Origin of the sequence: Pseudomonas sp. ANT_H12B (genome assembly GCF_008369325.1) — a bacterium.
Taxonomy (GTDB): Bacteria; Pseudomonadota; Gammaproteobacteria; order Pseudomonadales; family Pseudomonadaceae; genus Aquipseudomonas.
This window is the reverse complement of sequence record NZ_VOBI01000004.1, coordinates 308,104-330,779: the sequence shown is the minus strand read 5'-3', so window position 1 is coordinate 330,779 and position 22,676 is coordinate 308,104. Positions and strand designations below refer to the sequence as shown.

General features: G+C 58.3%; 20 protein-coding genes. 11 read left to right on the top strand and 9 right to left on the bottom strand.

The features are described from left to right. Positions 1 to 8 precede the first annotated feature (8 nt). A complete protein-coding gene (gene mfd / locus FQ185_RS09155) occupies positions 9 to 3,458 on the bottom strand; it encodes a transcription-repair coupling factor (protein ID WP_149417143.1) in 3,450 nt (1,149 codons plus the stop codon). A 365-nt stretch (positions 3,459 to 3,823) separates the two neighbouring features. On the opposite strand from mfd, the gene FQ185_RS09150 reads away from it, so the two are divergent. Further along, on the top strand, positions 3,824 to 5,287 hold the full coding sequence (locus FQ185_RS09150; RefSeq protein ID WP_149417142.1) for a glyceraldehyde-3-phosphate dehydrogenase: 1,464 nt from the start codon (positions 3,824 to 3,826) through the stop codon (positions 5,285 to 5,287). Positions 5,288 to 5,475: 188 nt separating this feature from the next. Here FQ185_RS09150 and FQ185_RS09145 read toward each other — a convergent pair whose 3' ends face one another. Continuing rightward, the gene (locus FQ185_RS09145; protein ID WP_149417141.1) at positions 5,476 to 6,774 is read right to left on the bottom strand and encodes an MFS transporter; all 1,299 of its coding nucleotides are present in this window, start codon (positions 6,772 to 6,774) and stop codon (positions 5,476 to 5,478) included. A gap of 204 nt (positions 6,775 to 6,978) precedes the next feature. Here FQ185_RS09145 and FQ185_RS09140 point away from each other — a divergent pair, with 204 nt between their 5' ends. Together FQ185_RS09140 and sthA are read left to right on the top strand one after the other, a co-directional pair. Beyond that, complete coding sequence (locus FQ185_RS09140; RefSeq protein WP_256730393.1) at positions 6,979 to 7,965, top strand: FAD:protein FMN transferase; 987 nt, start codon at positions 6,979 to 6,981, stop codon at positions 7,963 to 7,965. Between the two features lie 206 nt (positions 7,966 to 8,171). After that, complete coding sequence (gene sthA / locus FQ185_RS09135) at positions 8,172 to 9,566, top strand: Si-specific NAD(P)(+) transhydrogenase (protein WP_149417139.1); 1,395 nt, start codon at positions 8,172 to 8,174, stop codon at positions 9,564 to 9,566. A 42-nt stretch (positions 9,567 to 9,608) separates the two neighbouring features. On the opposite strand, the gene FQ185_RS09130 is transcribed toward sthA, so the two are convergent. Beyond that, on the bottom strand, positions 9,609 to 10,331 hold the full coding sequence (locus FQ185_RS09130) for a glycerophosphodiester phosphodiesterase family protein (RefSeq protein ID WP_149417138.1): 723 nt from the start codon (positions 10,329 to 10,331) through the stop codon (positions 9,609 to 9,611). Between the two features lie 14 nt (positions 10,332 to 10,345). After that, positions 10,346 to 10,927 (bottom strand): PilZ domain-containing protein, encoded by a 582-nt coding sequence (locus FQ185_RS09125; RefSeq protein ID WP_149417137.1) that lies wholly within the window; start codon positions 10,925 to 10,927, stop codon positions 10,346 to 10,348. A gap of 94 nt (positions 10,928 to 11,021) precedes the next feature. Here FQ185_RS09125 and FQ185_RS09120 point away from each other — a divergent pair, with 94 nt between their 5' ends. The 3 genes from FQ185_RS09120 to FQ185_RS09110 all read left to right on the top strand — a co-directional run bounded on the left by FQ185_RS09120 (position 11,022) and on the right by FQ185_RS09110 (position 14,274). Next, positions 11,022 to 12,272, top strand: a complete 1,251-nt coding sequence (locus FQ185_RS09120) for a lipoprotein-releasing ABC transporter permease subunit (RefSeq protein ID WP_149417136.1) — start codon at positions 11,022 to 11,024, stop codon at positions 12,270 to 12,272. A gap of 7 nt (positions 12,273 to 12,279) precedes the next feature. Beyond that, complete coding sequence (gene lolD / locus FQ185_RS09115) at positions 12,280 to 12,963, top strand: lipoprotein-releasing ABC transporter ATP-binding protein LolD (protein WP_178113513.1); 684 nt, start codon at positions 12,280 to 12,282, stop codon at positions 12,961 to 12,963. Between the two features lie 66 nt (positions 12,964 to 13,029). After that, the gene (locus FQ185_RS09110) at positions 13,030 to 14,274 is read left to right on the top strand and encodes a lipoprotein-releasing ABC transporter permease subunit (RefSeq protein WP_149417134.1); all 1,245 of its coding nucleotides are present in this window, start codon (positions 13,030 to 13,032) and stop codon (positions 14,272 to 14,274) included. Between the two features lie 107 nt (positions 14,275 to 14,381). Here the strand turns inward: FQ185_RS09110 and FQ185_RS09105 are convergent, their stop codons facing one another. From FQ185_RS09105 to FQ185_RS09095, 3 genes are all read right to left on the bottom strand, one after another. Beyond that, on the bottom strand, positions 14,382 to 14,837 hold the full coding sequence (locus FQ185_RS09105) for a hypothetical protein (RefSeq protein ID WP_149417133.1): 456 nt from the start codon (positions 14,835 to 14,837) through the stop codon (positions 14,382 to 14,384). Positions 14,838 to 14,966: 129 nt separating this feature from the next. After that, positions 14,967 to 16,319, bottom strand: a complete 1,353-nt coding sequence (locus tag FQ185_RS09100; RefSeq protein ID WP_149417132.1) for a heavy metal sensor histidine kinase — start codon at positions 16,317 to 16,319, stop codon at positions 14,967 to 14,969. Next, positions 16,319 to 16,999 carry a heavy metal response regulator transcription factor gene (locus tag FQ185_RS09095; RefSeq protein ID WP_149417131.1) on the bottom strand — a complete coding sequence of 227 codons (681 nt, stop codon included), beginning with the start codon at positions 16,997 to 16,999 and terminating at the stop codon, positions 16,319 to 16,321. Before FQ185_RS09095 ends, FQ185_RS09100 begins: the two co-directional genes overlap by 1 nt. A 155-nt stretch (positions 17,000 to 17,154) precedes the next feature. On the opposite strand from FQ185_RS09095, the gene FQ185_RS09090 reads away from it, so the two are divergent. Both FQ185_RS09090 and queF read left to right on the top strand, forming a co-directional pair. Beyond that, the gene (locus tag FQ185_RS09090) at positions 17,155 to 17,679 is read left to right on the top strand and encodes a plastocyanin/azurin family copper-binding protein (protein ID WP_149417130.1); all 525 of its coding nucleotides are present in this window, start codon (positions 17,155 to 17,157) and stop codon (positions 17,677 to 17,679) included. Positions 17,680 to 17,740: 61 nt separating this feature from the next. Beyond that, complete coding sequence (gene queF / locus FQ185_RS09085) at positions 17,741 to 18,571, top strand: NADPH-dependent 7-cyano-7-deazaguanine reductase QueF (protein ID WP_149417129.1); 831 nt, start codon at positions 17,741 to 17,743, stop codon at positions 18,569 to 18,571. 172 nt (positions 18,572 to 18,743) lie between these two features. Here the strand turns inward: queF and FQ185_RS09075 are convergent, their stop codons facing one another. Both FQ185_RS09075 and FQ185_RS09070 read right to left on the bottom strand, forming a co-directional pair. Continuing rightward, positions 18,744 to 19,007: a DUF4404 family protein gene (locus FQ185_RS09075; RefSeq protein ID WP_149417128.1), complete on the bottom strand. Its 264-nt coding sequence runs from the start codon at positions 19,005 to 19,007 to the stop codon at positions 18,744 to 18,746. Between the two features lie 109 nt (positions 19,008 to 19,116). After that, the gene (locus tag FQ185_RS09070) at positions 19,117 to 19,737 is read right to left on the bottom strand and encodes an HAD family phosphatase (protein WP_149417127.1); all 621 of its coding nucleotides are present in this window, start codon (positions 19,735 to 19,737) and stop codon (positions 19,117 to 19,119) included. Positions 19,738 to 19,936: 199 nt separating this feature from the next. On the opposite strand from FQ185_RS09070, the gene FQ185_RS09065 reads away from it, so the two are divergent. The 3 genes from FQ185_RS09065 to rssC all read left to right on the top strand — a co-directional run bounded on the left by FQ185_RS09065 (position 19,937) and on the right by rssC (position 22,637). Next, entirely contained in the window at positions 19,937 to 20,626 is a 690-nt protein-coding gene (locus tag FQ185_RS09065; RefSeq protein WP_149417126.1) for a VacJ family lipoprotein, read from the top strand. 347 nt (positions 20,627 to 20,973) lie between these two features. Beyond that, the gene (gene rssB / locus FQ185_RS09060; protein ID WP_149417125.1) at positions 20,974 to 22,155 is read left to right on the top strand and encodes a two-component system response regulator RssB; all 1,182 of its coding nucleotides are present in this window, start codon (positions 20,974 to 20,976) and stop codon (positions 22,153 to 22,155) included. Further along, on the top strand, positions 22,155 to 22,637 hold the full coding sequence (gene rssC, locus FQ185_RS09055; RefSeq protein WP_007935262.1) for an anti-sigma factor antagonist RssC: 483 nt from the start codon (positions 22,155 to 22,157) through the stop codon (positions 22,635 to 22,637). Before rssB ends, rssC begins: the two co-directional genes overlap by 1 nt. Positions 22,638 to 22,676 lie beyond the last annotated feature (39 nt).

Below are 22,676 nucleotides of genomic sequence, written 5' to 3'. Positions count from 1 at the left end.
GGCGTCCTTCAAGCAGTTTTCGGAATGAGGCGCTCGAACAGCGCCTCTACAGTATTAAAGCGCTCTTCCGAGCGTTCCATCGGCACCTGGAATTTAAACATCGTGGCGCCTTCGAATTTATAGCGCTTGGGCTGGCTCTGAATAAGTTTGATCAGTGTCAGCGGATCGACCGGGGTTTGCGTCGCGAACTCGATTCGGCCGCCTTGCGGACCGCCGTCGACTTTCTTGATGCCCAGTAACTCGGCCTGCAATTTCAGCGCAGTGATACGCATCAGGTTTTTGGTCGGCTCCGGCAACAGGCCGAAACGGTCGATCATCTCCACTTGCAAGTCCTTGAGGCCTTCCTCATCGGCGGCCGAGGCGATGCGTTTGTAGAGAATCAGTCGGGCATGAACGTCCGGCAGATAGTCTTCGGGAATCAACGCCGGTACACGCAGATTGACTTCCGGGCCGCCACCGAGCGGTTGATCGAGGTTCGGTTGTTCACCCTTGCGGATCGACTTCACCGCGCGCTCGAGCATTTCCATGTACAGCGTGAAACCGACGGCCTGGATCTGCCCGCTCTGTCCGTCGCCGAGCAATTCGCCAGCGCCACGGATTTCCAGGTCGTTGGTGGCGAGCACGAAGCCTGCGCCGAGGTCTTGGGTGTTAGCGATCGCTTCCAGACGCTTTTCCGCGTCCGGGGTGATTTGCTGACGTGGCGGGGTGAGCAGGTAAGCATACGCCTGGTGGTGACTGCGACCGACGCGACCACGCAGCTGGTGCAGCTGTGCCAGACCAAACTTATCGGCACGCTCGATGATGATGGTATTGGCGCTCGGCACGTCGATGCCGGTCTCGATGATGGTCGAGGCGATCAGCACATTGAAGCGCTTGTGGTAGAAGTCGCTCATCACCTGTTCGAGATCGCGTTCGCGCATCTGCCCGTGGCCGATACCGATCCGTGCTTCCGGCACCAGTTCGGCGAGGTCGGCGGCGCATTTCTCGATGGTCTTGACGTCGTTGTGCAGGTAATAGACCTGACCGCCACGCAGCAACTCACGCAGCAAAGCCTCTTTGACCGTGCTCTTGTTCTGCTCCATGACAAAGGTGCGCACCGACAGGCGACGGGCCGGCGGTGTGGCAATGATCGACAGGTCGCGCATGCCCGAGACCGCCATGTTCAGCGTGCGCGGAATCGGTGTGGCGGTCAGGGTGAGAATATCGACTTCACTGCGCAGGGCCTTGAGCTGTTCTTTCTGACGGACACCGAAACGGTGCTCTTCGTCGATGATCACCAGCCCGAGGTTTTTGATTTTTACATCGTCGGACAGCAATTTATGAGTACCGATGACGATGTCGATCTTGCCTTCGGCCAAGTCAGCGATGGCGGCGTTCACTTCCTTGGTCGACTTGAAACGGCTCATCACTTCTACGCTCACCGGCCAGTCGGCGAAGCGGTCGCGGAAGCTGTTGTAATGCTGTTGGGCGAGCAGGGTGGTCGGCACCAGGATCGCCACCTGCCGACCGCCGTGTACCGCGATGAAGGCTGCGCGCATCGCCACTTCGGTCTTGCCGAAACCGACGTCGCCGCAGACAAGGCGGTCCATCGGCTTCGGCGCGAGCATGTCAGCGCGTACCGCGTCGATGGTGGTTTGCTGATCCGGTGTTTCTTCGAACGGGAAACCGGCGCTGAAGGTCGCGTAATCGGCTTTCGGGTCGGCGAAAGCATGGCCTTCGCGAGCGGCGCGGCGAGCGTAGATGTCGAGCAACTCGGCGGCCACGTCGCGCACCTGTTCGGCGGCTTTGCGTTTGGCTTTCTGCCAGGTCTCGGAGCCGAGGCGGTGCAGCGGGGCCAGGGCATCGTCGCTGCCGGTATAGCGGGCGATCAGGTGCAGGTTGGCCACCGGCACGTAGAGCTTGGCATTCTCGGCGTATTCGAGGGTCAGGAATTCGGCAGCCTGGTTGTCGATTTCCAGGATCGTCAACCCAAGATAGCGGCCGACACCGTGATCGATGTGCACCACCGGCGCGCCTTCGCGCAGCTCGGTGAGGTTTTTGATGACGGCATCGTTGTTGGCATCGGCGCGTTTTTCGCGACGACGGCGCTGCATCACGCGCTGGCCAAACAATGGGCTTTCGGCCACCAGCGCAAGCGCCGGGTCGTCGAGTACCAGACCTTCGTCGAGCGGAGCGATGGTGATCGCCAGGCGCTCCTTGCTCGCGACAAAATCCGGCCAGCTATCGACGGTCTTCGGCCGCAGCTTCAGGCGTTCAAGCAGTTCCAGCAGTACTTCACGGCGACCCGCAGACTCGGCGGTAAACAACACGCGACCGGGGAACTCGTCGAGGAAGCCTGCCAGCGCCGCCAATGGCTGGGTGGCCTTGGCTTCGATCGCCAGGTTCGGCAGCTCCCGAGCGGGGAAGCGCTCGCGGCCGACGCCGGTTTCCACGTCCTGTTGGCTGGCGACGACGCGCGGCCAGTTCTTCAGGCGCGCAAAGCAATCTTCCACTGGCAGGAACAGTTCAGCCGGTGGCAATAAAGGACGGGCCGGATCGACGCGACGTTCTTCATAGCGATTGCGTACATCATTCCAGAAGTTTTCCGCCGCCTGCTCGATGCCCGGTAGGGAAAACACTTGCGTGTCCTGGGGCAGATAATCGAACAGCGTGGAGGTTTCATCGAAGAACAACGGCAGGTAGTACTCGATACCAGCCGGTGTAATCCCGCTGCTCAAATCCTGAAAGATCGGGCAGCGACGGAAGTCGACATCGAAACGCTCACGGAAGCGCGCCTTGAAGCGGGTGACCGCATCCTTTTGCAGCGGGAACTCGCGGGCCGGCAACAGGCGAACGGTTTGCACCTTGTCGATGGATCGCTGGTTTTCCGGGTCGAATGTACGAAGGGTCTCGATTTCGTCGTCGAAGAGGTCGATCCGAAAAGGTAATTTGCTGCCCATCGGGAACAGATCGATCAGCGAACCACGTACGGTAAATTCGCCGTGCTCGTACACCGTATCGACGTAGCGATAGCCGCTGGCCTCTAGCCGGGTGCGCATTTGCTCGACATCAAGCTTCTGGCCGATGTCCAGCACCAGGCTGCTGCCGAGCAGGAACTTGGTCGGCGCCAGGCGATGCAGGGCCGTCGTGATCGGCACCACCAAAACGCCATGACTCAGCTCCGGCAACCGATACAGGGCGGAGATACGCTGGGAAATGATGTCCTGGTGAGGCGAAAACAGATCGTAGGGCAGGGTTTCCCAGTCCGGGAAATGCAGCACTGGCAAATCCGGGGCGAAGAAACTCAGCTCCTGTTCCAGCCGTTCGGCACTTTGGCTGTCGGCGGTCAGCAGCAGGGTAAAGCGCTTGGCAGCGCTGGCGGCCTCGGCGATGGCCAGGCTCAGGGCGGCACCGGGCAGGTTGCCCCAGTGCTGTTTACCTGCCGCGGCAGGGAGAAGCGGTAGACGCAGAACGGGCACGGAAGGTTGAGCTCCAAGCGTTGCGACAAAGTCGGTAATTGTAGCGGTCCCGGGTGCCGCCTGTCAGTTGCAGACTGTGTCTATTACACAGGTTGGATGAAATGTAGTGGTAAAGACAAAATCAGGCGGTTTTTTGGTGGAAATTACTGAATATGTAGTGGCAAAACGAGCGCGTGTTACGGAGGGTTACAGACAAGACAGCGATATCTCCGGAATTTTGACAGTGCTGAAAGCCCCGGTTTTACTGGGTTGGAGCGAGGCGTTATTTTTTTGAACAGGATTTTGTTACCGGTCGCGCGACAGGCGCGCATTGCTACGGGAGGCACTCGGCGGCATAATGTAGCCCCTTTTTTCTGCCCCTACATATGTGGAAGGTTCCCGTGACTCAGAAGCCCGACCAGTGTCTTGGTGAATGGATCGACCGTGAAGCACTCGCAGAAGCGATGATTCCGCTTATCGGTCAGCTCTACCGCAACAACAACGTGGTGAGCTCGATCTATGGCCGCAGCCTGATCAACCAGTCTGTCATCGCGATTCTCAAAGCTCACCGCTTTGCTCGTCATCGTCAGACCGATGACAGCGAACTCTCCGTCCACGAAACATTCCCGCTGCTCAAGGCAATGAGCGAGCTCAAGCTCGGCGCTGCTTCGGTAGACCTGGGCAAGCTTGCAGTCAAGTTCAAGGCTGAAGGCAATGGCCGCACCGCCGAGCAGTTCGTCCGTGAAGAACTGGCTGACGTCGTTGGTCAGCAAAATGTTTCCGCCCGCAAAGGCACCGACGTTGTCCTGTACGGCTTCGGTCGTATCGGCCGTCTGCTGGCGCGCATCCTGATCGAGAAAACCGGTGGTGGCGACGGCCTGCGTCTGCGCGCCATCGTTGTCCGCAAGGGCGCCGAAAACGATCTGGTCAAACGCGCCAGCCTGCTGCGTCGCGATTCGGTACACGGTTCGTTCAATGGCACCATCACCATCGACGAAGCCAACAACACCATCACCGCCAACGGCAACCTGATCCAGGTTATCTACGCGAAGAACCCGACTGAAGTGGACTACACCCAGTACGGCATCAAAGACGCGCTGCTGGTGGACAACACCGGTGTATGGCGTGACGCCGACGGTCTGGGCCAGCACCTGGCTTGCCCGGGTATCGATCGCGTTGTTCTGACCGCGCCTGGCAAAGGCAAGCTGAAGAACATCGTTCACGGCATCAACCACGGTGAAATCACCGCTGATGACAAGATTGTTTCCGCGGCTTCCTGCACCACCAACGCCATCGTGCCGGTGCTGAAAGCAGTCAACGACAAGTTCGGCATCATCAACGGTCACGTTGAAACGGTTCACTCGTACACCAACGACCAGAACCTGATCGACAACTTCCACAAAGGCGATCGCCGTGGCCGTAGCGCCGCGCTGAACATGGTAATCACCGAGACCGGTGCTGCCACCGCTGCTGCCAAGGCTCTGCCTGAGCTGGCCGGCAAGCTGACCGGGAACGCGATCCGCGTTCCGACGCCAAACGTGTCGATGGCCATTCTCAATCTGAACCTTGAGAAAGCCGCCACCCGTGAAGAGATGAACGATTACCTGCGTTACATGGCGTTGCATTCCGATCTGCATAAGCAAATCGACTTCGTCAACTCGCAGGAAGTGGTTTCCACCGACTTCGTTGGCTCGCGCCACGCCGGCGTTGTGGACGCTGAAGCGACTATCAGCCAAGACAACCGCGTTGTTCTGTACGTTTGGTACGACAACGAATTCGGTTACAGCTGCCAGGTGGTTCGCGTGATGGAAGACATGGCCGGTGTAAACCCGCCAGCATTCCCGCGCTAAGCGATAGCCGCACATGAAAACGCCCCGACTTAGGTCGGGGCGTTTTTGTTTGTGCGGTGATCGTTCCCATGCTCCGCGTGGGAATGCATCCCGGGACGCTCCGCGTCCCTGCCGAAGCGGACGCTGAGCGTCTATTGCGGCATTCCCACGCAGAGCGTGGGAACGATCTTGTTGGAGCGAGCGATCTATCAAGCGCCGCCGACCACCGCCGCTTGCGCCGTGCGCAGTTCATGCCGGTTGCCTTTGAACAATACCAGCGTCGCAATCAACCCTAACACCGCCGCACCACTGAGCCAGATCCCCGGTGCAGCCTTGTTGTCCAGCACGTGGATCAGGTACGTACAGGCCGCTGGCGTAAACCCACCGAAAGTCGCGGTCGCCAGGCTATAGGCCAAAGAGAAGCCAGTCGTACGAACTTCCACCGGCATGATCTCGGTCAGCGCCACCACCATGGCGCCGTTGTACGAGCCATACAGGAAAGACAGCCACAACTCGACAATCAGCAAGTGGCTGAAACTAGGGTTCGCCACCAGCCACGAAAGCGCAGGGTAGGCGGTGAGGATCGCCAGAATAGTCGCTGCCAGCAGCAAGGGTTTTCGTCCGATCTTGTCGGAAAACGCGCCCATCACCGGCAACCAAAAGAAGTTCGACAGACCAATACACACCGTCACCAGCAACGCATCCAGATCCGACAGATGCAACTCGGCTTTGCCGAAAGTCGGGGTGTAGGCGGTGATCAGGTAGAACGACACAGTGGTCATCACCACCAATGCCATGCCGGCGATGACAATGCCGAAATTCTGACTGATCGAACGCATGACGTCTCTCAGGGTTGGGCGGAATTTTCGCGCCTGGAATTCAGGTGTTTCTTCCAGCGAGCGTCGAATCACGAAGATCACCGGAACGATCATGCAACCGATCAGGAACGGCGCGCGCCAGCCCCAGTCACCCATTTGTTCGGGGCTGAGCCAGTGGTTCAAACCCACCCCGAGCAGGCCGGCAAAAACTACCGCCGCTTGCTGACTGGCAGACTGCCAACTGACAAAGAAACCTTTGCGGCCCGGGGTGGAGATTTCGGCCAGGTACACCGACACGCCACCGAGTTCCACGCCGGCCGAGAAACCTTGCAGCAGACGACCGAACAGCACAATCAGCGGCGCGGCCACGCCGAATGTGGCGTAACCCGGCACGCAAGCGATCAGCACCGTACCGGCAGCCATCATCGCCAATGTGATGATCAGGCCTTTGCGGCGACCATGGCGGTCGATATAGGCACCGAGGAAAATCGCTCCCAGCGGGCGCATCAGGAAGCCGGCACCAAAGGTGGCCAGCGATAACATGAGGGAAGCGAAAGCACTGTCGGCAGGGAAGAAGGTTTTGGCAATGGCCGTGGCGTAAAAGCCGTAGACCATAAAATCGAACATTTCGAGAAAGTTGCCGCTGACAACGCGAAAAATCGCCTTGCCTTTGCTCGTGTTGGAGGACATTTGTAGATACTCACTCTGGTAAATCTTGTTCGAAAACGCTGGCCTGTGCGGGCCTATGTGGCGAAGGGACTTGCGCGAGCAGGTTTTGCGTCTGAAAGGCAGATGAGGCAGATCTGGCTCCCATGCGCTCTGAAGCCCATAATGGCGGGCGCGGTTTTTAGGGGAGATGAAGATTTGTTAACTAGACGGTGGGCTGGGATTGTGATGCTGGTCGGCGCCTTGTCCGGCTGCGGCAACAGCGACTCCATGGAAAGCTTCAGCGGCCCGACCATGGGCAGCACGTATTCAATCAAATACGTGCGCCACGCCGGTCTTCCAGCCCCCGCAGAAGTCCGCATCCAGGTCGAAAAAATCCTCGCTGAAGTCGACCAGCAAATGTCGACCTACCGCAGTGACTCGGACATCGAGCGCTTCAACGACTTGCCCGCCAACCGCTGTCAGAAAATGCCCGCGCCGATCCTGGAATTGGTTCGCGTCGGCGAGCAACTGTCGCAGCAAAGCGAAGGCTCCTTCGACTTGACCGTGGAGCCGCTGCTCAACCTTTGGGGTTTCGGCCCGCAGTCTCGTGAGGAAAAAGTCCCGACTGCCGAAGCGCTTGCCGAGGCGACGCTGCGAGTCGGTCACGCGCACTTGCGCATAGACGGTGATCAGTTGTGCAAGGATGCCGCGGTCGAAGTCGATTTCAACAGCATCGCCGCCGGTTATGCGGTCGACACGATTGCCGCAAAACTCGTAGCGATGGGCATCCACAACTACCTCGTCGAAGCCACCGGCGAACTCAAGGCAGCCGGCAAGAAGCTCGACGGTTCGCCGTGGCGCATTGCCCTGGAAGAACCTCGTGACGACCAACAAGTGGCCGAGCGCATCATCGCCGTCGATGGCTACGGCGTTTCCACTTCCGGTGACTACCGCAACTATTTCGAGCAGGATGGCCGGCGCTATTCCCACACCTTCGATGCCCGCACCGTTGCGCCGGTCTCACACAACCTGGCGTCCGTCACGGTGATTAATCCTTCGGCGCTGATGGCTGATGGATTATCGACGCTGTTGTTGATTCTCGGCCCGGAGCGCGGTTGGGACTACGCAGAAAAACATGACATCGGTGCATTCTTTGTGATTCGTGCCGATACAGGTTTCGTCACACGAACCAATCAGGCTTTTGAACGCTTGAGCGGCGGAAGAACCGAGTGATCACGGCGATTTAACATTGATGACTGGCGTTGTAGCGCAGGCAAAAGTAGCCTACGACGCGACCAAGGGTTAATGTGCGCGGCGTTGACGCTTATATAGACTGTGTCCGGGTTCTGTACTGGCCCCAAATTGTTCCTTCACGCCGCAGATCGGCGTGATTTAGCCGCAGGTGCCGATGGCGCCGCGGCCTGTTCTGAGGAGTACGCATGGCTGTCTACAACTACGACGTGGTGGTGCTGGGTTCCGGCCCGGCGGGAGAAGGCGCGGCAATGAACGCCGCCAAAGCAGGGCGCAAGGTGGCGATGGTCGATAGCCGTCGCCAGGTCGGCGGCAACTGCACTCACCTGGGCACCATCCCGTCCAAGGCACTGCGTCACTCGGTCCGGCAGATCATGCAGTTCAACACCAACCCGATGTTCCGGGCCATTGGTGAACCACGCTGGTTCTCGTTTCCGGACGTGCTGAAAAGCGCTGAAAAAGTCATCGCCAAACAAGTCGCATCGCGCACCGGCTACTACGCCCGTAACCGCGTCGACGTGTTCTTCGGCACCGGCAGCTTCGCCGACGAGCAAACCATCGAAGTGGTCTGCGCCAACGGTGTGGTCGAAAAACTGGTGGCCAAGCACATCATCATCGCCACCGGCTCGCGCCCGTATCGCCCGGTGGACATCGATTTCCATCACCCGCGTATCTACGATAGCGACACCATCCTCAGCCTCGGCCACACCCCGCGCAAACTCATCGTTTACGGCGCCGGTGTGATTGGTTGCGAATACGCCTCGATCTTCAGCGGTCTGGGTGTACTGGTTGAACTGGTGGATAACCGCGGTCAGCTGCTGAGCTTCCTCGACTCGGAAATTTCCCAGGCCCTGAGCTATCACTTCAGCAACAACAACATCACGGTTCGCCACAACGAAGACTACGACCGCGTCGAAGGCGTGGACAGCGGTGTGATCCTGCACCTCAAGTCCGGCAAGAAGATCAAGGCCGACGCCTTGCTCTGGTGCAACGGCCGTACCGGTAACACCGATCAGTTGGGTCTGGAAAACATCGGCGTGAAGGTCAACAGCCGTGGCCAGATCGAGGTCGACGAGGCCTACCGTACCTGCAAGCCGAACATCTACGGCGCCGGTGACGTGATTGGTTGGCCGAGCCTGGCCAGTGCTGCTCACGACCAGGGCCGTTCGGCCGCTGGCAGCATCGTTGACAACCAAAGCTGGCGCTTCGTCAACGACGTGCCGACCGGCATCTACACCATTCCGGAGATCAGCTCGATCGGCAAGAACGAGCAGGAGCTGACTCAGGCCAAGGTGCCGTACGAAGTGGGCAAGGCGTTCTTCAAAGGCATGGCGCGTGCGCAGATCGCCGGCGAGCCGCAGGGCATGCTGAAGATTCTGTTTCACCGCGAAACGCTGGAAGTGCTGGGCGTTCACTGCTTCGGTTATCAGGCGTCGGAGATCGTTCACATCGGTCAGGCGATCATGAACCAGCCGGGCGACTTGAACACGCTGAAGTACTTCGTCAACACGACGTTCAACTACCCGACCATGGCCGAAGCCTATCGGGTAGCGGCGTACGATGGCCTCAACCGGCTTTTTTGAGCGGCTCCGGCCGGTGGCCTGAGCCGGCCGGGGAGACCGATTTCAGCAATTCTCGAGAGTGGCGCTGGCCAAACCGGGAAAGTCTGTAATCAGGCTGTCAACGCCGAAGTCGGCGAGTCTGCGCATTAGCGCGGGCTCGTTGACTGTCCATACCGACACATGCAGCCCCTGACGCTGCGCCTTCTGCAGGCGTTCCGGCGTACACAGGGTCCAGTTCAGCGCCAGAATCTCACAGCCATAGCTCTGCGCGACCTTCAGCGGGTCGAGCCAGGCGTACTCGGCAACCAGTCCGCGGGACACGTCTGGCACCAGGTCCAGCGCCGCTTTCAACACTTCCCGCGAACTCGAGGTGATCGTTACCTTGTCGACCATGCCGAAACGCTGAGCCATTTCCCGAATCGCCAGCACGGTGGTGACGGCACGTGTGCGTGAATTGCTTTTGACTTCGAGTTGCCAGTGCTCGAAATCGCATTTCTCGAACAACTCTTCCAGCGTTGGAATCGGGCACGGCTTGATCCAGCCGGGACCACCCTGGCGCGCGTCGTAGGTCACCAGTTCCTTTGCTGTGTGTTCAACAACCTTGCCGCGCCGGTCGGTGGTGCGCTTGAGTGTCGGGTCATGGATGACCATCAACTCGTTGTCCATGGACAGATGCAGGTCCAGTTCGCAGCGGCGCACGCCGTGCTTGAGGCATTCCTGAAAGCTGGTCAGGGTGTTTTCCGGTGCTTCGCCTTTGGCGCCGCGATGGCCGTAGATGAGGGTCACGGTTCTTCCTTAAATTAAATGCCTGATTCGTTTTGTTCGCGGGCCAGGCGTCGTTCCTGGGCCTGCTTCTGCAAGATGTAGCGGGCCAGCAACTGGCGCTGGGCATCGGTCGGGTACTCGAACTCGGTGCCGATGTCATAGCCGTCGCCCTTGGGATCGCAATGGGTGACGCGTGCCCGCAGCAACAGACCGAGGGCTTGCGGCATCAGTACCAGTTTGACCGACAGGTGTGCGCCCGCGGCAATCGGAGTCGGGTACTGGAAGTCGATGCCACCTTCGGAAATGATGACTGGCTGCGGCTCGCCGATCTGCCCGAGCACGGTTACGGCGACCACCTGGCTCAGCAAGTCGATGCGTTTGTTCTGGGATTTCAGGAATGCGGCCAGGTTGCGGTCGCGTTCACTGATCTGGCGCAACAGGTGTTGCGACTCGAATTCGCTCAGGTGCAGTTCGCTGAGCAAGTTGAAGAGCGGGGAAGCATCCTGCAACACTTCCTGGCCTGCGGCTTCGGGAGCAGACAGGGGCCGAATTTCCAGTGCGATCGAGTCCTCGATACGGTAGTATTCGCGGCGATCTTCTTCATCTAATGTCGACATGGCGAACCCATGGTAGCGGCGGTGGTCTGAGTGTAAAGCTGGTTATCGACCCCCGCCACAAGGACGTTCCTTTTCCCTCCGAACAAGCCCCGACATGTTCAGACCTCTCTTCGTATTTATTGGCACGCGTTATACCCGTGCAAAGCGCCGCAATCATTTTGTGTCATTCATTTCCCTGACCTCGATGATCGGGCTCGCCCTTGGCGTAGTCGTGATGATCGTCGTGCTTTCGGTCATGAATGGCTTCGATCATGAGATGCGCACCCGCGTGCTGGGCATGGTGCCCCACGCGACCATCGAGTCTGGCGAGCCGATCAGCGACTGGCAAAGCCTGGCCGCCAAGGTCAAGCAGAACCCGCAGGTGACGGCCGTTGCGCCGTTCACTCAGATGCAGGGTTTGCTGACCAATAACGGCAAGGTCTCCAAAGTCCTGCTCAATGCCATCGACCCTGCGCTGGAACGGCAGGTCTCGATCATTGATAACTTCATGCAGCAGGGCAAACTCGACGATTTGGCGCCGGGCAGTTTCGGCATCGTCATCGGTGACAAGGCTGCGGCCAAGCTAGGCGCGGCGATCGGTGACAAGCTGACGTTCGTGGCGCCGGAAGTCACCGTCACCCCGGCCGGGATGTTCCCGCGCATGAAACGCTTTACCGTGGTCGGCATCTTCCATGTTGGCGCCGGTGAGCTCGACGGCTATCTGGGCATCACCAATCTTCAGGATCTGGCCAGGCTGCATCGCTGGAAACCGGATCAGGTCCAGGGCATCCGCCTGAAGTTCGACGACCTGTTCCAGGCGCCACGTACCGCGTGGAACATCGCCCAGCAGCTCGGCGAAGACCATTTCTACGCGCGTGACTGGACCCGTACCCACGGCAATCTGTATCAGGCGATCCGCATGGAAAAAGCCATGATCGGTTTGCTGTTGCTGCTGATCGTTGCGGTCGCGGCCTTCAACATCATCTCCACGCTGGTGATGGTGGTGAACGACAAGAAGGGCGACATTGCGATTCTGCGCACCCTGGGTTCCACGCCGGGGCAGATCATGGCGATCTTCATGGTCCAGGGCACGGTCATCGGTGTGATCGGTACGCTGATCGGCGCTGTGGTCGGGATCTTTGCTGCGCTGAACGTCAGCGCCGCGATCTCGGCCCTCGAAGGCCTGATCGGGCATAAATTCCTGAACGCCGACGTGTACTTCATCGATTACCTGCCCTCGCAAGTGCAGAGCCAGGACGTATTGATGGTCTGCGCCGCCGCGTTGGTCCTGAGTTTCCTCGCCACCCTGTATCCAGCCTGGCGTGCCGCGCGCACCCAGCCTGCGGAGGCGCTACGTTATGAGTGAGTCGGGCATGAGTGATAAAGCAATCTTGAGCTGCCGCAACCTGGGCAAATCCTACGAGGAAGGCCCGGAGTCGGTAGAGGTTCTGTCCGGTCTGCAACTGGAGTTGCATCCGGGTGAGCGCGTGGCGATTGTCGGTACCTCGGGTTCGGGCAAGAGTACCTTGCTCAACCTGCTAGGTGGCCTCGATACGCCCACCAAGGGCAGCGTCTGGCTCGACGGCGAAGAACTGTCGGCACTGAGTGAGAAGAATCGTGGATTGCTGCGTAACCGTTCCCTTGGGTTCGTGTACCAGTTCCACCACTTGCTGCCGGAGTTCACCGCGCTGGAAAACGTCTGCATGCCGCTGCTGATCGGTAAAACTGCGATCCCGGAAGCGCGTCAGCGTGCCACCGCGTTGCTGGAGCGGGTAGGGCTGGGCCATCGCCTGGAACATAAGCCGTCGGAACTGTCCGGTGGCGAACGTCAGCGCGTGGCCATCGCCCGCGCCCTGGTGAACAAACCAGGTCTGGTGATGCTCGATGAGCCAACCGGCAATCTCGACTCCCACACCGCCCAAGGCATTCAGGATTTGATGCTGGAACTCAGCACCTCGATGCGCACTGCGTTCTTGGTGGTGACCCACGACATGAACCTGGCTCGCCAGATGGATCGCGTCCTGCATTTGCAAGAAGGTTGCCTGACACCCATCTGATTGGCCGAAACCTGACGTCACTGAAAAGTGCGCCGGGTCTTTTATTTTTATACGGTGCCCCAGCGAATGTTCAGACCGTTATCGATCTTTATCGGCGCGCGCTATACCCGCGCCAAGCGCCGCAATCGCTTTGTTTCTTTCATCTCGATGACCTCGATGATCGGGCTCGCCCTCGGCGTGTTGGCGATGATCGTGGTGCTCTCGGTGATGAACGGTTTCCAGCGCGAAATGAGCTCGCGCATCCTCGGCATGGTGCCTCATGCGACCATCGTCGGTGTCAATCCGATTGATGATTGGCAGCCGGTTGCTGCGGCCGCGATGAAAAATCCGGAAGTGACCGCGGCCGTGCCGTTCACCGAGATGGAAGGCATGCTGTCCTACAAAGGCACGATGCAGCCGATCCAGGTCAGCGGTGTCGATCCGGCTCTGGAAGGCAAGGTGTCGATCGTCGCCAAGCACATTGTTCAGGGTCGTCTCGATGCCTTGAAGCCGGGTGAGTTCGGCGTGGTGGTCGGTGAAATTACCGCACGCCGCTTCCGATTGAACGTCGGTGACAAGATCACCCTGATCGTGCCGGAAATCAGCACTGCACCGGGCGGCATCACCCCGCGCATGCAGCGGTTGAACGTGGTCGGCGTGTTCAAGGTCGGTGCCGAGCTGGACGGTTCCATGGCGCTGATTCATGTTGCCGATGCTGCGCAGATGCAGCACTGGGAACCAAACCAGGTGCAGAGTGTGCGTTTGGCAGTGAAGGATTTGTACGCTGCGCCGCAGGTCTCCAGCGATATTGCTGGCGGGTTGGGTAGCGCGTACAAGGCTGACGACTGGACCCACACCCAGGGCAGTCTGTTCAGCGCGATGAAGATGGAAAAAACCATGATCGGCCTGCTGTTGCTGATGATTGTCGCTGTGGCGGCGTTCAACATCATCGCGACCTTGATCATGGTGGTGAACGACAAGGGCGCGGACATCGCGATCCTGCGCACCATCGGCGCCACGCCGGGGCAGATCATGGCGATCTTCATGGTGCAGGGCACCGTGATCGGGATTGTCGGCACCTTGATCGGTGGTGTGCTTGGTGTGATTGCAGCGCTGAATGTCAGTGAACTGGTGGGCTGGATGGAGCGAGTCAGCGGACAGCACATCTTCAGTTCTGATGTGTACTTCGTCAGTAATTTGCCGTCTGAATTGCAAGGCGGGGATGTGCTGTTGATCTGCTCGGCCGGCTTCATTCTGAGCTTTTTGGCGACGGTGTATCCGGCGTGGCGTGCGGCGAAGATCGAGCCGGCTCACGCGCTGCGGTACTCGTAAGCCCGGATATCTCCATCGCGGGCAAGTCGGATCGCCGCACCGCGCGCCCTGACAGGGGAAAGTGTAAACCTGTTGGAGCGGAACTTGCCCGCTAAGTGGCCGCAACCTTATGTTGCTGTTGGCCACTCGCTAATATAAATATCCATATTGGCAGATCCCTCAATTGATTCATTTTTGTTGTTTTTAACAATAAACTTACACATCGCTTTGAAACGTTTGTTTGTTGGATTCAGTTCCAGAGTCAATGTGCCGCTGACTGCGCCGAATACCGTCCACTGATTATCGAGGTCCCTGTTCCTTTCCTGATAGGCCAGGCTTTTAATCATCGGGCCGGGAATGGTGTGGGTGCCGCTGCGAATGTTTGGATTCAGTCCGAAATAGAACAATTGACCGTGTGGTGCCGAGCTGTTGTTTTGCGTGGCGGTCAGCGCCAGCCCGCCACCGGCGAGGATTGCGATGCGAGGCCTGTCATCGGCGAAAGCTCCGCGATTACCCAGCTGTGCATTGAAAGTACTCAGGCGGACTGATGGAGTTGCTGGTGTTGCGATTGTTATTTCTTCCATGATGTTCTTCTTTCGATAAGTGTTAGTAAGTTCTCGTTCAAGAGTTAAATTACTATATCGCAAGACAGTTTGGTTTGTTGTCCGTAGTGGGGAGGTGTTTGTAATGGCATATGTGGTGATGGTGATTGGTTACTTTGGGCACTTGTTGAATTGAATGATAAACGAAGTCCATTGCTCGCTGGATGTGCACGTGATTTCGCCGCCATGTGCCTGGACAATTGACAGCGTAATTGCCAGCCCCAGGCCAGCGTGTTCACTGGTGCCTTTGCGGCGTGCCGGGTCGGCACGATAGAAGCGATCGAACAGCCGCGGCAGGAGTGTCCCGGAAATGCGATCCCCGGTGTTTTCAATACGTAGGCTCACACTGTCAGTCGCGTCGACAATAGACACCCGAATCTGGCCCGCAGGTGGTGTAAAACGCAGTGCATTGTCCAGTAAATTGGAGAAGGCTCGACGCAACATGTTGCGATCACCTTTAAAGAGGGCATTGCCTTCGCGACTCAATCCGATCTGCGAGTCCTCGGCCAGTGGCGCAAAAAAATCCAGCAAGAAATCAACTTCGGTGGCCAACTCCAGCGGTTCGCACTTTGGCATCAACAGCCCGTGGTCAGCTTTGGCCAGGTACAACATGTCGTTCACCAGTTGCGCCATCCATTGCAGTTCTTCGAGGTTGCTGTGAAGTGCTTCGCGGTAATCCTCGATCGGCCGTGGGCGGGTGAGGGTGACCTGGGTGTGGGTCAGCAGGTTCGACAATGGCGTGCGTAGTTCGTGGGCGATGTCGGCGGAGAACGCCGAGAGTCTTTGAAAAGAGTCGTCGAGGCGTCCGAGCATGGCGTTGAAGTTGTGGGCCATTTCCGCGAGTTCCGGCGGCATGTTTTCTTCAGGCAGGCGCGCATTGAGCGAGTGTGCCGAAACGCCGCTGGCGACCGCACTCATGCGCCGCAACGGCAGTAACCCACTGCGCGCCGCCCAGGCACCGAGCAGGGCTGTGGCCAGCGCCGACAAACCTACTGTCAACCAGATCAGGCGCTGCATACGTTGCAGAAAATGCTGGTGATGGGTGATGTCCAGCAGCAGGGTCAGGTGCGGTGAGTCGGGTTGCTCGGGGTACAACGGGGCATTCAAAACACGATAGTCAGTGCCTTCGTCGCTCACCGTGGACAGGCCAGGCTGACGAGACAACTCCTTCGGTAAACGCGTCGAGCTGTCATACCATCGTGTGCCGTCGCTGCCGGTGATTCGCAGCGACAGATCAGCCTGTCGACTCAATTCATCGGCCAGGTTGATTTCGCTTTCACTCGACTGAAGGTCGTGAAGCGCACGGCGCAAACCAATCAATTTGCCATCCAGCAACTGCTGATCGAGTTCAATGAAATGCGCCTCACTGGCACGGCTGAACAGCACCCCGGCAAACAACGACACCACGGCGGTGCAGGCGGCAAACAGCAGCGCCAGACGACTGCTTAGCGAAAGTCGACGCATCAGGCGGGGCGCTCTTCAAGGACGTAACCCATGCCGCGCACGGTGTGGATCAACTTGTTTGGGAAATCATCGTCGATCTTAAGACGCAGACGGCGGATCGCCACTTCGATGACGTTGGTGTCGCTGTCGAAATTCATGTCCCAGACCTGAGAAGCGATAAGCGACTTGGGCAGTACTTCGCCCTGACGGCGCAGGAGCATTTCCAGCAGGGCAAATTCCTTGGCCGTCAGGTCGATGCGCTGACCGCTGCGTTCAACCCGGCGACGGATCAGGTCCAGGCGTAAATCGGCCAGTTGCAGGCTGGTTTCCTGTGACGTGGCACTGCCGCGCCGCAACAGGCTGCGGACTCGGGCGAGCAATTCGGAAAAAGCGAAAGGCTTGACCAGATAATCATCGGCGCCCAATTCGAGGCCGTGGACCCTGTCCTCCACTGCGTCTCGTGCTGTAAGAAACAATACCGGCGTGTCCAGGCCAGCACCCCGCACCGCTTGCAGGATTTGCCAGCCATCGCGACCGGGCAGCATCACGTCGAGAATCAACAAGGCGTAATCGCCGCTCAAGGCCAAATGCTGGCCCGTGCTGCCATCGGCCACCAGTTCGGTGTTGAAGCCGGCCTCGGTCAGGCCTTGGCGCAGGTAGTGGCCGGTTTTCGTTTGGTCTTCGACGATCAGCAGTTTCATGGGCGACTCAGGGCAAATGGAACGAAAGCTTTATACCGTGGGCAACACCGGTGCAGGCCAACCTGACAAAGTTGTAATCTGCCTGTCAGGTGGCTGGCAGCGGCACCGGGTTAGAGTTTCCCACAGGCTGAACCTCATCTTGTTGGAGTGCGACTATGTTTTTGCGAAATCGTCTGGTGCTGGCCGGTTGCTTGCTAGTGCTCAGCTTGCAGCTGGAGGCCGCGCCGGGGCATACCTATGACTTCGGTCAACCGGCGCCGGCTGCCAAGGCGACCCGCAGCATTGAAGTGGTGATGGGCGACATGTCCTTTACGCCCAAGGCCATCGATATCAAGGCCGGGGAGACAGTGCGTTTCGTGCTGGTGAATAAAGGTCAGTTACTGCACGAATTCAACCTGGGTGACGCGGCGATGCATGCCAAGCACCAGCAGGAAATGATAAAGATGCAGCAGAGCGGCATGCTTACACCTACAGGCATGAAGGAAATGGACCACGGCTCTATGGCTGGTATGGAAAGGCATGCAATGAAGCATGATGACCCGAACAGCGTACTGGTGGAACCGGGCAAAACAGCCGAGTTGACCTGGACCTTCACCAAAACCACCAACCTCGAATTTGCCTGCAACATCCCCGGTCATTACCAGGCGGGTATGGTCGGCAAGTTGACTGTCAGTCAGTAAGCACTCAAAGGCGGGAGCAAAGGCTGGTAGAATCCGCTGATTCTTCAGTCAGGTTTCCGCCATGCATCCCGCAGCCGAACACTCGCCGCTGGGCAAGTCCAGCGAATACATCGCCACCTACACGCCATCATTGCTGTTCCCTATCCCGCGCACTGCGAAATGGGCCGAGCTGGGCCTGACGGCTGAAACACTGCCTTACAAAGGCGTCGACTTCTGGAACTGCTTCGAGCTGTCGTGGCTATTGCCGTCGGGCAAGCCGGTGGTGGCGATTGGCGAATTCAGCATCCCGGCGGATTCGCCAAATATCATCGAATCGAAGTCGTTCAAACTGTATTTGAACTCCCTGAACCAATCGCCGTTTGCCGATACTGCAAGCCTTGAAACGACGCTGGCCAAAGACCTGTCGGCTGCTGCCGGTAAACCGGTTGGCGTGCGGATTCGCAGCCTGAAAGAGGTCGAGGCAGAAGGCGTCGTGGCGTTGCCGGGCGTGTGCATTGATGATCTGGATATCAGTGTCAGCAACTATGAGCATCCGCGTCCGGAACTGCTGCGCTGCGATGAGTCGCGCATTGTTGAAGAGCGCGTGCACAGCCATTTGCTTAAATCCAACTGCCCGGTGACCAGTCAGCCAGACTGGGGCAGCGTGGCGGTGGAATACCGTGGCGCGGCGCTGGATCATGCGAGCTTGCTGGAGTATATCGTCAGCTTCCGTCAGCATTCGGACTTCCATGAACAGTGCGTGGAACGGATTTTCCTCGATCTGCAACGGCTGCTGAAGCCAGAAAAATTGACCGTGTATGCGCGGTATGTGCGTCGCGGCGGGTTGGATATCAACCCGTATCGCAGCACTGAAGAAGTGCAACTGCCGAATCACCGGCTGGTCCGCCAATAAAGAACCAATGTGGGAGCCAGCTTGCTCGCGATGAGGTCGGCACATTCAACATTGATGCGGACTGATACTTAGCCATCGCGAGCGAGCTCGCTCCCACTGGGGATTGCATTTCAAATCGCAGACAATAAAAAGCCCCGCTATCAATAGCAGGGCTTTTTTGTATCCGGCGGGTTCAGATCCCCATGTTGCCCAGGGTTTGCACGATGTTGCGCAAGGTGCCGGCAAGGGTAGGGTGTTCGAGTTCGAAGCGCTCGACGGCCAGGTTCACATTGTCGGAGAGGCTGGAGTCCTGGGTTTTGGTTTCGAGCTCAAGTTCGAGTTCGATCTGTTGCATCAGCGCGTGCAGGTCCTCGCGCTCGGCTTCCGTCAGCGGTGGGTTCTGTTCCAATTGCTCGCGCAGAGTATTGAGCTGTTCTTGCAGTTCGCGGGCAGGCATGGCGTTCTTCCTTTTATCGATAGGCACTGGCATAGACCGCAGCGGCACGCCAAAGGTCTATGGCTGACCTTTAGATTAATCCACTCGCGCGCAACCTGCATGATCTCGATCAGGGCTTTTCGCCCTTGAACCGGCGCAGGCTGATGTCTGCCAGGCAGGTATCGAGTTCACCGAGGTGGTCGATCACCGAGTGCACGCCCAGACCGAACAACTGCACCGTCGCCTTGCCGCGTTTGAGTTCGCGTTCCTGTTGGGTCAGTGCCTGCCATTCATTGGGTGCCAGCCCGCAGAGTGAGCCACAGGACGCCAGGCCAATCGTCCACATTCCGGCATTCAGCCCCGATTGCAGCAGCCGCGGTTCGCCGCTGACCAGCACACAACCATCGAGCCGTTCGACATTCAACAGCATCAAGGCTTGCCAGCAAGCGTGCGGTGCCGGCCATGGATTGTTTGTTGCGGGGTGTTGCGAAGATTTGATCCATTCCGGCAGTGCGGTGGCCAGGGAATGGCTGAGGACTGGGGGCAGTTCATCGAGCCAGGCGCAGGGTATCTGCTGGTGCTGCAAGCTGCGCAGGCTATCCAAAGCGCCGGGGGTGACCTCGGCGTGCTCGGCAGTGTGGCTGCCGTGCGAGCGCGTGCGTGCGCCGAAATCCACCAGGCAACCACTGAGACCGAACAGCACGGCGGTCAGGCTGGGTGCAGCGAGGGGCAAGGTTTCGGCGTGCGGCATATCAACGTCCCTGAAATAGCTTCAAGGCTAGGGGGTGATGGTGACAGTTGAGTGACACTGATGTGAATCGCTCACAGTCATCGCGCATCGTCTACAGGATGCCTCGCGCGATGCTGCCTAAAGCGACTTTTCCGTCTTATACTAGCCAGCTTATCGCTTGGGCCCAGTGCCCGCGCCAGTACAATCCAAGGAGTTTTCTATGCGCTGGAGCAATCATCTAGCTCAGCTTTGTGTGTGCGCCAGTGTGCTGCTGGTTCCGTTCGTTGCTCAGGCAGCCTCTGAAGATGATCCTTGGGAAAGCATCAACCGTCCGATTTACAAGTTCAACGACGTTCTCGATACCTATGCACTGAAGCCTTTGGCCCAGGGCTATCAGTTCGTCACGCCGCAGTTTCTTGAAGACGGCATCCACAATATGTTCCGCAACGTCGGTGATGTTACCAACCTTGCCAACAACGTCTTGCAAGCCAAACCGGCGGCCGCTGGCGTCGACACTGCACGCCTGATCTTCAACACCACCTTCGGCCTGCTGGGCTTCTTCGATGTGGGCACGCAGATGGGCCTGCAACGTAACGACGAAGACTTTGGCCAGACCCTCGGCTATTGGGGCGTAGGCAGCGGCCCTTACGTAATGCTGCCGCTGTTGGGCCCAAGCACCCTGCGTGACGCGCCTTCCAAGTACATCGACGGTTACACCGGCCCGTACCGTTACATCAACGACGTGCCGGTTCGTAATTCGATCTTCGGCCTGAACATCGTCGATACCCGCGCCAGCCTGTTGTCGAGCGAGAAGCTGATCAGCGGCGACAAGTACATCTTCATTCGCAATGCGTATCTGCAGAACCGCGAATTCAAAGTCAAAGACGGCCAGGTCGAAGACGATTTTTGATCCGACCGGTAAAACGCAGAAGGCGGCCATTGGGTCGCCTTCTTTTGTTTGACTTGGGCGGTTCGACTCATCCGCTGGAACCTTCCATTGAGTTACGGTTTTACCCGTTCTTATAACTCCCGGTGATTTGAAATGGAAAGACGTCAAGCGACCATCGGCGTGAGCTTGAAACGCCCCGCGGATGGGAGTACCGTCTGCGCCTTAGAAGGGCACCTCTGGTGTACCTGTGTGTAGGGCAAGCGCTCGAAAACAGTGCAGCAGAGAGGCTAGAAAGCGAATCCAGTAGTGTGAGCCGGGACAAAACCCCTGCCTGCTACGCCAACCTAATTCTGGCGCCGTTTGCCCACATGCCAAAAACCAGTGCCACGCTGCTGATAATCGATGATGACGAAGTAGTGCGCGCGAGCCTCGCCGCCTATTTGGAAGACAGTGGTTTCAGCGTCTTGCAGGCCAGCAATGGCCAGCAGGGTCTTCAGGTATTCGAGCAAGACAAGCCCGACTTGGTCATCTGCGATCTGCGCATGCCGCAGATGGGCGGACTCGAACTCATCCGTCAGGTCACCGAGCGGTCGCCGCAAACCCCGGTGATCGTGGTTTCGGGCGCCGGCGTGATGAATGACGCGGTCGAGGCCCTGCGCCTTGGCGCGGCGGACTATCTGATCAAGCCTCTCGAAGATCTGGCTGTGCTCGAGCACTCTGTGCGCCGGGCCCTGGATCGTGCGCGTCTGCTGCTGGAAAACCAGCGCTACCGCGAGAAGCTGGAAAAGGCCAACCGCGAGCTCGCCGCCAGCCTGAACCTGCTCCAGGAAGACCAGAACGCCGGTCGCCAGGTGCAGATGAACATGCTGCCGGTCAGTCCCTGGACCATCGACGAGTTCCAGTTTGCTCATCAGATCATCCCGTCGTTGTACTTGTCGGGTGATTTCGTTGACTACTTTCGGGTTGACGAGCGTCGGGTAGCCTTCTACCTGGCGGACGTTTCCGGCCATGGCGCCTCTTCAGCCTTCGTTACGGTGCTGCTGAAGTTCATGACCACGCGTTTGCTGTTCGAATCCAAGCGCAGCGGTACATTGCCGGAATTCAAGCCTTCAGAGGTCCTTGGTCATATCAACCGAGGCCTGATCAGTTGTAAGCTGGGTAAACACGTCACAATGGTCGGTGGAGTCATCGACGAGGAGACAGGTTTGTTGACCTATAGCATCGGTGGTCATTTGCCGTTGCCTGTGTTGTACACGCCAGACAGTGTTCGTTATCTGGAAGGACGTGGTCTGCCGGTGGGCCTCTTCAATGAAGCCACCTACGAAGATCACGTACTGGAACTGCCGCCGACGTTCAGCCTGACGTTGATGTCCGATGGCATTCTGGACCTTTTGCCAGAACCTACACTCAAAGAAAAAGAGGCGGCTTTGCCCCAACGGGTCAAGGCAGCGGGCGGCAGCCTGGATGGTCTGCGGCAGGTTTTTGGATTGGCCACGCTAGGGGAGATGCCGGATGATATCGCCCTGTTGGTGTTGAGCAGGAATCTTTAATGAGTACCGGTAGAATCCAGTTCGCCGAGCAGGACGGCACCTTCGTCCTGAAGTTCGTCGGTGAAGTTCGCCTGACCCTGTGTTCGGCGTTGGATGCGACTATTGAGCGGATCTTCACCGCGTTGAACTTCAACGCAATCGTGATTGACCTGACCGAAACCCGCAGCATCGACAGCACCACCCTTGGCCTGCTGGCCAAATTGTCGATCCTGTCGCGGCAAAAGGTCGGCCTGCTGCCGACCGTTGTCACCACCCACGAAGACATCACCCGTCTGTTGCAGTCCATGGGCTTCGAGCAGGTGTTCAACATCGTTGACCGTCCGATCCCCTGCCCTGAGTGCCTGACCGACCTGCCAGACCAGGATCAGTCCGAAGAAGTGGTGCGGATCAAAGTGCTCGAAGCGCACAAGATCCTCATGGGCCTGAACGACTCCAATCGTGAAGCGTTCCATGATTTGGTGAATGCGTTGGAGCGTCACTGATTCCATAACTGAGCGCATACAAAAAAGGGCGAACCTGTG

What these genes read in the sequence shown, in the direction of transcription:
- FQ185_RS09150 (WP_149417142.1), top strand. Translation starts at nt 3,824, where the DNA reads ATGTGGAAGGTTCCCGTGACTCAGAAGCCCGACCAGTGTCTTGGTGAA.
- FQ185_RS09145 (WP_149417141.1), bottom strand. Translation starts at nt 6,774, where the DNA reads ATGTCCTCCAACACGAGCAAAGGCAAGGCGATTTTTCGCGTTGTCAGC.
- FQ185_RS09140 (WP_256730393.1), top strand. Translation starts at nt 6,979, where the DNA reads ATGCTGGTCGGCGCCTTGTCCGGCTGCGGCAACAGCGACTCCATGGAA.
- sthA (WP_149417139.1), top strand. Translation starts at nt 8,172, where the DNA reads ATGGCTGTCTACAACTACGACGTGGTGGTGCTGGGTTCCGGCCCGGCG.
- FQ185_RS09125 (WP_149417137.1), bottom strand. Translation starts at nt 10,927, where the DNA reads ATGTCGACATTAGATGAAGAAGATCGCCGCGAATACTACCGTATCGAG.
- FQ185_RS09120 (WP_149417136.1), top strand. Translation starts at nt 11,022, where the DNA reads ATGTTCAGACCTCTCTTCGTATTTATTGGCACGCGTTATACCCGTGCA.
- lolD (WP_178113513.1), top strand. Translation starts at nt 12,280, where the DNA reads ATGAGTGATAAAGCAATCTTGAGCTGCCGCAACCTGGGCAAATCCTAC.
- FQ185_RS09110 (WP_149417134.1), top strand. Translation starts at nt 13,030, where the DNA reads ATGTTCAGACCGTTATCGATCTTTATCGGCGCGCGCTATACCCGCGCC.
- FQ185_RS09105 (WP_149417133.1), bottom strand. Translation starts at nt 14,837, where the DNA reads ATGGAAGAAATAACAATCGCAACACCAGCAACTCCATCAGTCCGCCTG.
- FQ185_RS09100 (WP_149417132.1), bottom strand. Translation starts at nt 16,319, where the DNA reads ATGCGTCGACTTTCGCTAAGCAGTCGTCTGGCGCTGCTGTTTGCCGCC.
- FQ185_RS09095 (WP_149417131.1), bottom strand. Translation starts at nt 16,999, where the DNA reads ATGAAACTGCTGATCGTCGAAGACCAAACGAAAACCGGCCACTACCTG.
- FQ185_RS09090 (WP_149417130.1), top strand. Translation starts at nt 17,155, where the DNA reads ATGTTTTTGCGAAATCGTCTGGTGCTGGCCGGTTGCTTGCTAGTGCTC.
- queF (WP_149417129.1), top strand. Translation starts at nt 17,741, where the DNA reads ATGCATCCCGCAGCCGAACACTCGCCGCTGGGCAAGTCCAGCGAATAC.
- FQ185_RS09075 (WP_149417128.1), bottom strand. Translation starts at nt 19,007, where the DNA reads ATGCCTGCCCGCGAACTGCAAGAACAGCTCAATACTCTGCGCGAGCAA.
- FQ185_RS09070 (WP_149417127.1), bottom strand. Translation starts at nt 19,737, where the DNA reads ATGCCGCACGCCGAAACCTTGCCCCTCGCTGCACCCAGCCTGACCGCC.
- FQ185_RS09065 (WP_149417126.1), top strand. Translation starts at nt 19,937, where the DNA reads ATGCGCTGGAGCAATCATCTAGCTCAGCTTTGTGTGTGCGCCAGTGTG.
- rssB (WP_149417125.1), top strand. Translation starts at nt 20,974, where the DNA reads ATGCCAAAAACCAGTGCCACGCTGCTGATAATCGATGATGACGAAGTA.
- rssC (WP_007935262.1), top strand. Translation starts at nt 22,155, where the DNA reads ATGAGTACCGGTAGAATCCAGTTCGCCGAGCAGGACGGCACCTTCGTC.